This window comes from Pseudomonas sp. NPDC089428 (assembly GCF_044749325.1).
GTDB lineage: Bacteria > Pseudomonadota > Gammaproteobacteria > Pseudomonadales > Pseudomonadaceae > Aquipseudomonas.
Map to the genome: position 1 here is coordinate 98,376 of NZ_JBIVHT010000018.1, position 11,576 is coordinate 109,951.

The window sequence follows — 11,576 nt, forward strand, 5'->3', positions numbered from 1 at the left end:
GTATCCCCCCCAGCCAGGTCGCCCGCGACCTGGCCCAGACCCAGGAACCGCCGCCGATGGAACACCGTGAAGCGCTGATCGCGCTACGCACTTTTCTTTCCTCCCAGATCCTAGGCCAGGAAAAGCTGGTCGAGCGGCTGTTGATCGTGTTGCTGGCCGACGGCCATATGCTGGTCGAAGGTGCGCCGGGCCTGGCCAAGACCAAGGCCATCAAAGAGCTGGCCGAAGGCATCGAAGCGCAGTTCCATCGCATCCAGTTCACCCCCGACCTGCTCCCGGCCGACATCACCGGCACCGAGATCTATCGCCCGGAAACCGGCAGTTTCGTGTTCCAGCAGGGGCCGATCTTCCACAACCTGGTGCTGGCCGACGAAATCAACCGCGCCCCGGCCAAGGTCCAGTCAGCATTGCTCGAAGCCATGGCCGAGCGCCAGGTCAGCGTGGGCCGCAGCACCTATGACCTGTCGCCGCTGTTCCTGGTCATGGCCACGCAGAACCCGATCGAACAGGAAGGTACCTACCCACTGCCCGAAGCCCAGCTCGACCGCTTCCTGATGCACGTCAAGATCGGCTTCCCCGATGCCGCCGTGGAACGCCGCATCCTGGCCCAGGCCCGTGGCGAAGCGCTGGGCGGTGAAGTGAAGCCCGAGCGCCGGGTCAGCCAGCAGGCGATCTTTGCCGCGCGCAAGGAAATCCTCGGCCTGTACATGGCCGATGCCGTGGAGGAATACCTGGTGCAGCTGGTCATGGCCACCCGCACCCCGGCCAAGTTCGACGCCGAGCTGGCCGACTGGATCGCCTATGGCGCCAGCCCGCGGGGCTCGATCGCCCTCGACCGCTGCGCCCGCGCCCATGCCTGGCTGGCCGGGCGCGACTTCGTCAGCCCCGAAGACATCCAGGCAGTGCTGTTCGATGTGCTGCGTCACCGCATCATCCTGTCGTTTGAAGCCGAAGCGGCGGGGATCGACCAGGACCGCGTGGTCCAGCGCATCCTCGACGTCGTGGCCGTCGCCTGACCCATGCCCACCGCGCAGCAGGCCGAACCCGGCATCCGCATCGGCCTCGCCGAACTGATCGACATGCGCCACCGCGTGCGCGAGATCCAGCTGTTTTCCCGCCCCGGCCAGCGCAGCCCGCTGGTCGGCCTGCACCATTCCAAGCTGCGTGGGCGAGGCGTGGACTTCGACCAGGTGCGCGTGTACCAGGCCGGTGACGATGTGCGCAACATCGACTGGCGTGTGACCGCACGTACCCAGGAGCCGCACACCAAGCTGTTCCACGAAGAACGCGAGCGGCCGATCTTCATCCTCGTCGAACAGAGCCAGCGCCTGTTCTTCGGCTCGGGGCTGATGTTCAAGTCGGTGCTCGCGGCCGAAGCGGCCGCGCTGTTCGGCTGGGCCGCGCTGGGCCACAACGACCGCATCGGTGGGCTGGTGTTCGGCGACAACGAGCACCACGAGATCAAACCCCGGCGCAGCAAGCAGAGCCTGCTGCAACTGCTCAACCGCCTGGCCAAGGTCAACCAGGCCCTGCACACCGAAGCCGCGCCCCAGACCGACAGCCTCGGCCTGGCCCTGCGCCGCGCCCGTGAAGTGCTGCGCCCCGGTAGCCTGGCCATCGTCATCTGCGACGAACGCTCGCTCAGCACCCAGGCCGAGCAACACCTGGCCATGCTCTCGCGCCATTGCGACCTGCTGCTGATGCCGGTATCCGACCCGCTCGACCACGCCCTGCCCGCTGCCGGCCTGCTGCGTTTCGCCCAGCGCGGCGCCCAGCTGGAACTCGATACCCTCGACGCCAACCTGCGCCAGGCCTACCGCCAACAGGCCGAAGCGCGCATCGAGCGCTGGGAGCTGATGGCGCAGAAACTGCGCGTGCTGTTGATGCCGCTGAGCACCCAGAGCGAAATGATCGAGCAACTGCGCGAGTACCTGAACGCCCAGCGCCCCAGGAGCAGTCAATGACTCCGCTGGACCAGCTGCAACCGCTGATCGCACCGCCGGCGATCGGCCTGTGGCCACCGGCACCGGGCTGGTGGTTGCTGCTCGCACTGCTGCCGCTGCTGGTCTGGGGCCTGTGGCGGTTGCGCCGCTGGCGCCCGGGCAAGCACCCGGTGGTACGCGCCGAGCTGCCGCTCGATCCGGTGCGCCTGGAAGCCCTGGCCGAACTCGCCCGCCTGCCGCGCCCCTACGACGGCGCCCCGGCCGGCGCCTGGCTGCAGCAGATCAACGCCCTGCTCAAGCGCCTGTGCCGCAACCACTACCCTGGCGCCAACAGCCATACCCTGAACGGTCGCCAGTGGCTGGCGTTTCTCGACAACCGCTGCCCGGCAGCCGGCCTGACCCGTTGGATGGTGCTGGTCGAAGGCGCCTACAAGCCCGAGTGCAAGCTCGACGACAAGGCCATCGTCGGGCTCAGCCAGGCTGTCGAAACCTGGATTCGCAAACATGTTTGAACTGGCCTGGCCGTGGATCTTCGTGCTGCTGCCGCTGCCGTGGCTGGCGCGCCTGCTGCTGCCTGCCGCCGACAGTGGTGAACCGGTGCTCAAGGTTGGCTTTCTCGATGAACTGGAAGGCCTGGCCGGGCGCCGCGCCCGCCTGAACCTGCCCACCCTGCGCCAGCAGGCGCCGTATGTGCTGATCTGGCTGTTGCTGCTGTTGGCCGCCGCACGGCCGCAATGGCTCGGTGAACCAGTGCCGGTGGCTGCCAGCGGCCGCGACCTGCTGGTGGCGGTGGATGTCTCGGGTTCGATGGACTTCCCCGACATGCAGTGGAAAGACGAAGACATCAGCCGCCTCGACCTGGTCAAGGCCCTGCTCGGCGATTTCCTGCAGGACCGCCAAGGCGACCGTGTCGGCCTGATCCTGTTCGGCAGCCAGGCCTACCTGCAAGCACCGCTGACCTTCGATCGGCGCACCGTGCGCACCTTCCTCGACGAGGCGCAGATCGGCATCGCCGGCAAGAACACTGCCATCGGCGACGCCATCGGCCTGGCGGTCAAGCGCCTGCGTCAACGCCCGGCACAAAGCCGGGTGCTGGTGCTGGTCACCGATGGCGCCAACAACGGTGGGCAGATCCACCCGCTGACCGCCGCCCGCCTGGCAGCCCAGGAAGGCGTGCGCATCTACACCATCGGCATCGGCGCCAACCCCGAGGCCAGCGGCACGCCCGGCCTGCTCGGCCTGAACCCGAGCCTGGACCTCGACGAAGCGTCGCTCAAGGAAATTGCCGACATCACCCACGGCGCCTACTTCCGCGCCCATGACGGCGCCGAGCTGAACGCCATCGGCGATACTCTCGACCAGCTTGAGCCGGTGGCGCAGCAACCGACCCAGGCGCGCACCGCCAAAGCCCTGTATGCCTGGCCGCTGGCCTTGGCCCTGCTGCTCAGCGTGCTGCTGGTGGTGGCGGCACAATGGCCCGACAACCTGCTGCACAAGGTGCTGCGCAAACCGCGCTTCCTGCAGCCTCATCCGGAATGGCGCCAGCGCCTGAAACGCCTGCGCCTGAGGAAACGGCGATGATCGATCTCTGGCCACAATGGCTGCGCCCGCTCTGGTTGCTGGTCGTGCCCCTGCTCGGCTGGCTGCTGTTCAAGCTGTGGCACCGGCGCAAGCGCGCCGGGCGCTGGCAGATGATCCTGCCGCCGGCCTTCCACCCGGTGCTGCTCGGCGGCGGCAGCGGTAGCAACAGCAAGCTGCCATGGGTAGCCCTGGGCCTGGCCTGGCTGCTGGTGGTGCTGGCCTTGCTCGGGCCGAGCTGGCAACGCCTGGAAGAAACCCGCCAGCGCCCGGCCGACCCGCTGGTGATCCTGCTCGAACTGACCCCGCAGATGCTCGCCGAAGACGTTGCCCCCAACCGCCTGGAACAGGCCCGGCGCAAGATCCTCGACCTGCTCGAACACCGCAGCGACAGCCAGACCGCGCTGATCGTCTATGCCGGCAGTGCGCATACCCTGGTGCCGCTGTCGGACGACCTGGGTACCACGCGCAACCTGCTGGAGGCCATCGACCCGTCGATCATGCCCAAGCCCGGCCAGCGCGCCGACCTGGCCGTACAGAAAGGCCTGGCCCTGCTGGCCCAGAGCGGCCTGGGCCAAGGCCGCCTGCTATTGGTCGGTTCGGCACTGAGCGCGCCGGAACGCCAGGGCATCACCCAGGCCCTCGGCCGCCAGGGCCCGAGCCTGCTGATGCTCGGCATCGGCACCAGCGACGGCGCGCCGGTACGCCAGGCCAATGGCGAATACCTCAAGGATGACCAGGGTGGCATCCTCCTGCCGCGGCTCGACAGCGCCAGCCTCAAAGCCTTCATCAGTGGCACCGGCGGGCGCTACCGCCATGCTCGCATCGACGACCTAGACCTGCGCGGCCTGGGCCTGTTCGACAACCCGCGCCACCTGCGTGATGCCGGCCAGACCCTGCAACTGGACAGCTGGGCCGACCAGGGTTACTGGCTGTTGCTACCACTGTTGCTGCTGGCCGCCTGTGCCGGGCGCCGCGGCTGGCTGTTCTGCCTGCCGCTGCTGCTGGCCCTGCCGCAACCCAGCCAGGCCTTCGAGTTCAACGACCTGTGGCTACGCCCCGATCAACAAGGCCAGATGCTGCTGCGCAAGCAACGCCCGGCAGATGCCGCCCGGCACTTCCAGGACCCGCAGTGGCGCGGCATGGCGCTGTACCAGGCCGGTGACTACGCCGGTGCCGCCGAGGCCTTCGCCCACAGCGACAGCGCCGCGGCCCACTACAATCGAGGCAATGCCCTGGCCCGCAGCGGCGAACTGGAAGCTGCCCTGGACGCCTATGAACAGGCGCTGGAGCGCCAGCCCGACCTGCAACCGGCACTGGCCAACCAGGCGCTGGTACAGCAATTGCTGCAGCAACGCGATGCCCAGGCCGAGGAACAACCGGCCAACAGCGAGGCCCAAGGTACCCCGGGCAGCGAAACCGAAGGCAACAGCAGCTCGGCCAGCAGCCCCGTACAAGGCACGCCAGGCAGTGAGCAGCAAGCCAGCACCGAGCAACCCGGTGAAGGCAACAACAACAGCCAGGCGGCGCCTGGCAACCAGGGCGGCGATGACGACAGCATCACCCAGCCCCCACCGCGCCCGGTATCGACCAACCTCGATGCTGAACAGCGCCAGGCCCTGGAACAATGGCTGCGTGAGATCCCCGACAACCCGGCGGAGCTGTTGCGGCGCAAATTCTGGTATGAACAGCAATTGCATCAGGAAAAATCACCATGAGTCGCTTCGGCGTCTTTGTTCTCAGCCTGTTGTGGGCCGTCATGGCCCAGGCCCTACCCACGCTGCAGGCGAGCGTCGACCGCACGCGCCTGGAGGCCGGCGAAACCCTTGAGCTGACCCTCGAAAGCCAGGACGTGACCCAGTTCGGCAAGCCCGACCTGCACGCCCTGGACAGCGACTTCGAAGTGCGCGGCACCCGCCAGCTGAACAGCCTGCACACCCTCGACGGCGAAACCCGCGCCAGCACCCGCTGGATCATCACCCTGCTGCCACGGCGCAGCGGTAGCCTGCGCATCCCCGAGCTGCAACTGGGCCAGTCGTTCAGCCAGGCCATCGACCTGCAAGTGCTGCAGGCCGACGCCAGCCGCCCGGAGACCGCCTCGCAGGTGTTCGTCGAGGCCACCCTGGACAGCAACGACGTGTACGTGCAGGCCCAGGCCGTGCTGACCCTGCGCATCTACCATTCGGTGTCGCTGTACGATGACAGCAGCCTGAGCCCGCTGCAGCTGGAGAACGCCAAGGTCGAACCGCTGGGCGAATCGCGCACCTACGAAAAAGAAATCAACGGCGTGCGCCACGGGGTGATCGAAACCCGCTACGCGGTGTACCCGCAGCAGAGCGGCAGCCTGGAGATTCCACCACTGACCTTTACCGCCACCGCCGCCGACAACGGCCAGCAACCCGCCGGTACCGCCCGGGCTGGCCGCCAGGTGCAGGTCAGTTCATTGCCGCTACGCCTGTCCGTACGCCCCATCCCCGCAGCCTGGCCTGCCAACGTGCCCTGGCTGCCGGCACGTGAGCTGACCCTGGAAGAGCACTGGAATCCCGACCCGACCAACCAGCAGCCACAGATTGGCGACTCGCTGACGCGCAGTATCACCCTGCGCGCCGAGGGCCTGTCGAGCACCCAACTGCCGCAGTTGCCTGCCACCGAAATCGTCGGCCTGCGCCGCTACCCGGACCAACCGGTGCTGCGCAACGAGATCAGCGAACGCGGCATGACTGCCAACCGCGAGGAGCGCGAAGCGCTGGTGCCGACCCACAGCGGCAATCTGGCCCTGCCGGCAGTGGAAGTCACTTGGTGGAACACCCGCGAAGACCACCTGGAGCACAGCAGCCTGCCGGCGCGCACACTGGACGTGCAGGACAACCCGGCACTGAGCGCCGACACCCCGGTCGGCGACAGCAGCGGTGCCAGCCACCTGCTCTGGCCCTGGCAGCTGGCCACCCTGCTTTTCGCCCTGACCACGGTGCTCGGCTTCGCCCTGTGGTGGCGCGCCCGCTCGCAACCGGCGGTGTTGCGTGCTGCGCAGAACGGCCCGAGCCCACGCACCTTGCTGGACGACCTCAAGCGCGCGTGCCAGGCCAACGACCCCCAGGCCACCCGCCAGGCGCTCGATGCCTGGGCGCGGCAGCAGCCGGAGACCCTGGCCGAGATGGCGGCGCGTTTCGTACCGCTGTCGGATGCGCTGGATGGGTTGAACGGGGCGTTGTACAGCGAGAGTGGGCAGTATTGGCAGGGTGAGGATCTGTGGCGGGCGATCGGCACGATTCCGCCGGCGGAACAGGTGTTGTTGCCGGCTGGTGAGAGTGGGAGCTTGCCGCCGCTTTATCCGAAGTGAGGGGGTGGCTTGGGGGGCCTGGCGGAGGATTTCTGCGCCTGTGAGACCGAGCGCCGCCCGCGCGGCGCATCGCGGATAAATCCGCTCCTACATTTGTTGCAACGTACCGAACCTGTTACGCCATGGTTGCCCGCCTTGGCACATGTCTTGAGCCCTACAAACAAGGCAGACATCGCTGCCCTCACAGGAACCATTGGCCCGAAACAGATGTAGGAGCGGATTTATCCGCGATGCTGCAACGTACCGAACCTGTTACGCCATGGTTGCCCGCCTTTGCATATGTCTTGAGCCCTACAAACAAGACGGACAGCGCTGCCCTCACAGGAACCTTTGGCCCGAAACAGATGTAGGAGCGGATTTATCCGCGATGCGCCGCGCGGGCGGCGCTCGATCTCACAGGCACTGGATCTTTCTCGCCAAGCTCCTGCCAACCCTGTCACCATCAAAAACTCAGATAAACCGCTGCCCCTCAAACGGGTTCCAGCCATTCAGCCCTTTGGTCTGCTTCAGGTAATAAGCCCGGTTGCTCAAGAAACTATAAAGAAACGCAAACGCCATGCTGATCCCGTTATCCACCGGACGCGGAATCTCGCTCCCCGTCACCGCCTCGACGACACCCAGCAGCAACCCAAGGGCGATCATGATCGCCAGCATGACCAGGTTCTTCTTCCACAACCCCAGCACGAACCAGTAGATCGGGCCGAAGAAAAAGCCGATGAAGTTATTGTTGATCAGCAGCTTCTTGCGAAAAGGCAAGGCACGGAAAGCAGCTTTGTAAGACTCGGAGGTCGGCGCGCCGTGCTGATCGAAGAAGGCGAAACGCTCTTGCCATATCGGCTTGAGGTTGGCAGAGGTGGATTGGGATTGCGGGATACCTTCCATGGGGAACTCCGTGATGATCGTCCGTGGGTGATGAATAGCCATGAGTATGGCCGGGTCGGAGGATAGTTCAGGGTTGCTTTGTGGGCAAGCCTTGAAATTCGCGCAGAGTAATAACCAAGTCACAAATGCAGCCTAACAGACTGGCTTCCTAGACCCCACTGAGAATTGGATACTCGCCTAATTTTAATCACCCATGAACGGCGGCAAGCTAACTGGCATGCGATTGAAATCAAGCGTATTTATTTCCTGCTCGGAAAGTAAGTCATCAAACGCATCTCCCCCAAATTTTTCTATGAATACCCGCTCTTCCTCATAAATCGAAATGCATTGCAGCCAATTTATTCTGAGCGATGAAAAGCCTAGCTCTGGAAAGAAGGCGTCATTCCACATAAAAGGAATAGTCAAATACACGTGAGGCATCCTAGGATGGTCGACATACTCACTAAGCACATCAACCACAACGTCTCCTGGCATTACAGCTCGCTGATGCCTTCTCACATAAAAGGCGACGGAAGCTATTGCCTTTTCCCAGAAAATCTCTTCAGTCAGCGCACCTGCACACAACTCTACTCTCGTAGCAAACTCATGTCCATCCTCTGTAAAAAGCGGTATTTCAGAAAGCCCTATTGTTCCTATCGATTTTACGCCAACATGAACAGAGTCGAGCGTGGTCAGCACATCCACTGAGACACTTTTGGTATCATTGTAAAATGCCTGAACCTTAAGGTCGCCCCCAAAAATTTTTAGAGCGTGTTTAGCCACTTCTTTGCACTGCGCACTTGGAATATTCATCATGGCCCTAAATATAAATCAGATTTTATTTCTCCCGCATGACTTCTATTCGAAGAGGGAAGCTCCGGCCTATACTGACCGGCCCGATTAAACTCGTCAAGAAACTCTTTTCTAGTGAGCCCCCTAGCTTCCGCACTTCTGACATGCTTCCAGTGTTCGTGCCCTGGCTTATGCCCCATGTCCCAAGGCTCTACTCTTTTCATGGTAACTTGAGTCAAGGGATCCCTTACGAGTCTATCAGGGCTCTCATTCTTTGCATTCTCCCATACCTTTTCACGGACACCCTTACGAAATTTGCCTCGCCGGTATTTGAAGCCTGACCAATTCGAAGGCTTATCTTCCAGCGTTTTAGGTCGAACCCCAGCGCCGCCTAAATTCGACCCAAAGCCTCTACTCGTGAATATATGCTTACGTTCAAATCCGACCATTCCTCTGGCAGCCACACCACCACCAATCAAGCCCCCAGCTAAAGCTGTGATCTTCTGACCATCAGAGGTGTTGCCAAAAATCTCTCCTCCCGCCCACTCTCCAACATTGTTACCAATGTAGCCTCCCGCCAAGGCAACGGACACTACGACTGGGCCGGTCAGTGCCACCGCGCAGCCGAGACCCACAACATAAATCGCCACCTCTAACCATTCTTCTACTTCCGGATCTATTGCATCTGTCGTGACTGTTCCACCGCCTATGAAGACATTGGCCGAGCCTGAAGATATTCTCCCATCACATACAGCCCTATCACCAACCCGCGCCGCTGGCATGCTGTTGATATAAACCGAATCGCTGCCTTGGGCGATATTTTTCGGGGCGCTGCTGTGTTCATCACAACCGACGATATCAATATTCGCTCGCGCTGCAGGCAATCCGTTTATATAGACATCCTTCGACCCAGATAAGATCTTTCCAGCGTTGTCAGCAAAATAATTCAGACCGCCAATGAGCTGGCCAATTCCGGCTCCTAATGCTGCCCCTGCACCAACAAATGCCACAGCAGCCAATCCACCTGTCCCAACTATTAAAGCAGACGCAACTGCTCCGACAGCCAACCCTGCTAGGAGCCCACCTAGTGCTGCGGTGTGCTCAATCGGATCCCCCACCCGAGCAGCCTCACTCATCAGACCTCCCTGCTTCCGCACCGTCTTTACTGACCCTGCACTGCACGCTTTGCACAATCGACTCAAAGAGCTGCCTATCATCCAGAGACATGCCGTGTAGACTGCTGCTAGTCGCCGTTATCTGCATAAGCAAAAACAGCCCATACTCATCGCGCACGATAAAGACAAACTGAATCTGGTGTACGGGCTGCCCTTGTTGGCGCCACTTAAACTCCAAACGCCTCGCATCCGTTCCAGCGACCTCTACGACTTTCGGGAATTCGATCCACTGCAAGTGCGATAGCGATTTATCTATTTCGCCAAGCAGTTGCTGCACCCTCTCTTCCAGTTTTGAATCAACCTCAACTGGCGACCTGCTTATGACAACCGATAATGAGCCAGGTCCGCTTTCAATCATCGAAAAGACCTGAAAAGTTTGATCTTTCAATCTCTCCGGACGAACAAAACTCAACTCATTGGTGAGAAAGCGCGGAGACGGAACTGCTTTTAATGCCTCCTGTTCCAACCGCTCACGCTCAAGTCGCTCTTGTTGTTCACGCCGCTGTGAAAGCCGGTCATAAATGCTCGGACGATGCATAAGACTGTTCCTTGTCCCTAACTAGTTTTTGTTCAGATTGATGATGCTGCTTCCGGCGAGATCCAACTCAACCCCAGAGAGGATGACCTTGCCATCTGCCGTCATTTCCAGAGTGCTGCTCCCCACTTGCAGCGTGATGGACGTGGCCGCCCTGATCCGCACCGCTCCTTGGTCGACGGTTACCAGATACGACCCTTCTTCCACGGCAATACTGCTTTCCAACCGGATGGTTTCCTCGTGCTTGCCTCCGACCGTGATGGACCGATTGCCACCCACCACGCGTTTTTCATCAGCCTCGACTTCGGTATCCAGGTTGCGCTCGGCATGCAGGATCACCTGCTCAGCGCCCCCCTTATCGTCAAAGCGCAAGTAATTGGCATTCGACCCTTTGCCCTTGATCGAGCGCGTCAACAAACCGCTTTGGGTTTTGTTCGCCGGCAGCGCCCAGGGCGGGGTATTGCTGCTGTTGTAGAGGCTGCCGATGATCAGTGGGCGGTCCGGGTTGCCGTCGAGAAACACCACCACCACCTCATCCTCTACCCGTGGGATCTGGATGCTGCCAAACCCACCGCTGGCCCCAGCCTGTGCCACGCGCACCCAGCAGGAGCTCTGCTCGTTGAACCCGCCATGGCGGTCCCAGTGAAACTGCACCTTCACCCGGCCCAGTTCGTCGGTGAAGATTTCTTCGCCCGGCGGGCCGACGACGATGGCGGTCTGCGGGCCGCTGATGGTCGGCCTTGGCGTGCCCAGCGGCGGGCGGTATGGGATCTTCTTGCGCACGCAGGTGAAGGCGTTGAAGTAGCTGGCCTGCTGGCCGGTGAGGTAGTTGTTGTGGCCTTCGCAGTTCACCTCCATCAGCAGGAACTCGCGCTCCTCCAGCGGGCCACGCTCATGGCCAGGGTGCTGCAGCAACTCGAAGCTGTAGCCGGGGCGCATCGCGCGGCAGTTGCTGGTGCCCTCGAACCGTTTGCCGGTCAGCTCCAACGCCTCGATGCGCAGGCGCATCCACGCTTCGCCTTCGTCAGACGTGCTGTGGGTGTACTGGCCGGGGTCATAGACCTCGAAGCGCTGCACCTCACCCTGTTGGTTGATACTGCGCATCGCCACTGGCAGGCGGTTGCGTGGCTGGCGGTAGTCGAAGGTCTGCGCCGCCATGCTGCCGGCCTGCAGCTGGCGGTGGCCGCACCATTGGGTGATCGAGTCGGCGGTTTCGGTGACCGAGGCGCTGTGAAAGCGGATCTGCGGCTGCTCGGGAAGCGCGTCTAGCACGGTGGAGTCGTCACCGATGACCAAGGTGTGGCCTTCGAGGCTGTGCTCGAAAAAGTAGAACAACCCGGCTTCATCCAGCA

Annotated in this window: 11 protein-coding genes; 6 read left to right on the top strand and 5 right to left on the bottom strand. The window is 62.4% G+C overall.

Going from position 1 to position 11,576, the window contains the following annotated elements; genetic code table 11:
- Positions 1-56: 56 nt before the first annotated feature.
- The 6 genes from ACIPZ5_RS24170 to ACIPZ5_RS24195 are packed head-to-tail and all read left to right on the top strand — an operon-like array spanning position 57 to position 6,861.
- The gene (locus ACIPZ5_RS24170; RefSeq protein ID WP_027919334.1) at positions 57-1,016 is read left to right on the top strand and encodes a MoxR family ATPase; all 960 of its coding nucleotides are present in this window, start codon (positions 57-59) and stop codon (positions 1,014-1,016) included.
- A 3-nt stretch (positions 1,017-1,019) separates the two neighbouring features.
- Entirely contained in the window at positions 1,020-1,964 is a 945-nt protein-coding gene (locus ACIPZ5_RS24175) for a DUF58 domain-containing protein (protein ID WP_261940979.1), read from the top strand.
- Positions 1,961-2,455 (top strand): DUF4381 domain-containing protein, encoded by a 495-nt coding sequence (locus tag ACIPZ5_RS24180; protein ID WP_400811004.1) that lies wholly within the window; start codon positions 1,961-1,963, stop codon positions 2,453-2,455. Before ACIPZ5_RS24175 ends, ACIPZ5_RS24180 begins: the two co-directional genes overlap by 4 nt.
- Positions 2,448-3,524, top strand: coding sequence for a VWA domain-containing protein (locus ACIPZ5_RS24185; RefSeq protein WP_313713999.1), 1,077 nt, complete (start codon positions 2,448-2,450; stop codon positions 3,522-3,524). The genes ACIPZ5_RS24180 and ACIPZ5_RS24185 overlap by 8 nt, the downstream gene beginning before the upstream one ends.
- A complete protein-coding gene (locus ACIPZ5_RS24190) occupies positions 3,521-5,239 on the top strand; it encodes a tetratricopeptide repeat protein (protein WP_400811006.1) in 1,719 nt (572 codons plus the stop codon). Before ACIPZ5_RS24185 ends, ACIPZ5_RS24190 begins: the two co-directional genes overlap by 4 nt.
- Entirely contained in the window at positions 5,236-6,861 is a 1,626-nt protein-coding gene (locus ACIPZ5_RS24195) for a BatD family protein (RefSeq protein ID WP_400811008.1), read from the top strand. The genes ACIPZ5_RS24190 and ACIPZ5_RS24195 overlap by 4 nt, the downstream gene beginning before the upstream one ends.
- 450 nt (positions 6,862-7,311) lie before the next feature.
- On the opposite strand, the gene ACIPZ5_RS24200 is transcribed toward ACIPZ5_RS24195, so the two are convergent.
- From ACIPZ5_RS24200 to tssI, 5 genes are all read right to left on the bottom strand, one after another.
- Positions 7,312-7,743, bottom strand: coding sequence for a DUF2628 domain-containing protein (locus ACIPZ5_RS24200; RefSeq protein ID WP_400811010.1), 432 nt, complete (start codon positions 7,741-7,743; stop codon positions 7,312-7,314).
- Positions 7,744-7,926: 183 nt separating this feature from the next.
- Positions 7,927-8,538 carry a suppressor of fused domain protein gene (locus ACIPZ5_RS24205; protein ID WP_400811012.1) on the bottom strand — a complete coding sequence of 204 codons (612 nt, stop codon included), beginning with the start codon at positions 8,536-8,538 and terminating at the stop codon, positions 7,927-7,929.
- Complete coding sequence (locus tag ACIPZ5_RS24210; RefSeq protein WP_400811014.1) at positions 8,535-9,650, bottom strand: PAAR domain-containing protein; 1,116 nt, start codon at positions 9,648-9,650, stop codon at positions 8,535-8,537. The genes ACIPZ5_RS24205 and ACIPZ5_RS24210 overlap by 4 nt, the downstream gene beginning before the upstream one ends.
- Positions 9,643-10,227: a DcrB-related protein gene (locus ACIPZ5_RS24215; protein WP_400811016.1), complete on the bottom strand. Its 585-nt coding sequence runs from the start codon at positions 10,225-10,227 to the stop codon at positions 9,643-9,645. The genes ACIPZ5_RS24210 and ACIPZ5_RS24215 overlap by 8 nt, the downstream gene beginning before the upstream one ends.
- Before the next feature lie 21 nt (positions 10,228-10,248).
- On the bottom strand, positions 10,249-11,576 hold a 1,328-nt coding region (gene tssI, locus ACIPZ5_RS24220), incomplete at its 5' end, for a type VI secretion system tip protein TssI/VgrG (RefSeq protein ID WP_400811018.1).

Excerpts from the sequence above, each read along its gene's own strand:
- ACIPZ5_RS24200 (WP_400811010.1), bottom strand. The coding sequence starts at position 7,743 with ATGGAAGGTATCCCGCAATCCCAATCCACCTCTGCCAACCTCAAGCCG.
- ACIPZ5_RS24180 (WP_400811004.1), top strand. The coding sequence starts at position 1,961 with ATGACTCCGCTGGACCAGCTGCAACCGCTGATCGCACCGCCGGCGATC.
- ACIPZ5_RS24170 (WP_027919334.1), top strand. The coding sequence starts at position 57 with ATGGAACACCGTGAAGCGCTGATCGCGCTACGCACTTTTCTTTCCTCC.
- ACIPZ5_RS24195 (WP_400811008.1), top strand. The coding sequence starts at position 5,236 with ATGAGTCGCTTCGGCGTCTTTGTTCTCAGCCTGTTGTGGGCCGTCATG.
- ACIPZ5_RS24185 (WP_313713999.1), top strand. The coding sequence starts at position 2,448 with ATGTTTGAACTGGCCTGGCCGTGGATCTTCGTGCTGCTGCCGCTGCCG.
- ACIPZ5_RS24205 (WP_400811012.1), bottom strand. The coding sequence starts at position 8,538 with ATGATGAATATTCCAAGTGCGCAGTGCAAAGAAGTGGCTAAACACGCT.
- ACIPZ5_RS24210 (WP_400811014.1), bottom strand. The coding sequence starts at position 9,650 with ATGAGTGAGGCTGCTCGGGTGGGGGATCCGATTGAGCACACCGCAGCA.
- ACIPZ5_RS24190 (WP_400811006.1), top strand. The coding sequence starts at position 3,521 with ATGATCGATCTCTGGCCACAATGGCTGCGCCCGCTCTGGTTGCTGGTC.
- ACIPZ5_RS24215 (WP_400811016.1), bottom strand. The coding sequence starts at position 10,227 with ATGCATCGTCCGAGCATTTATGACCGGCTTTCACAGCGGCGTGAACAA.
- ACIPZ5_RS24175 (WP_261940979.1), top strand. The coding sequence starts at position 1,020 with ATGCCCACCGCGCAGCAGGCCGAACCCGGCATCCGCATCGGCCTCGCC.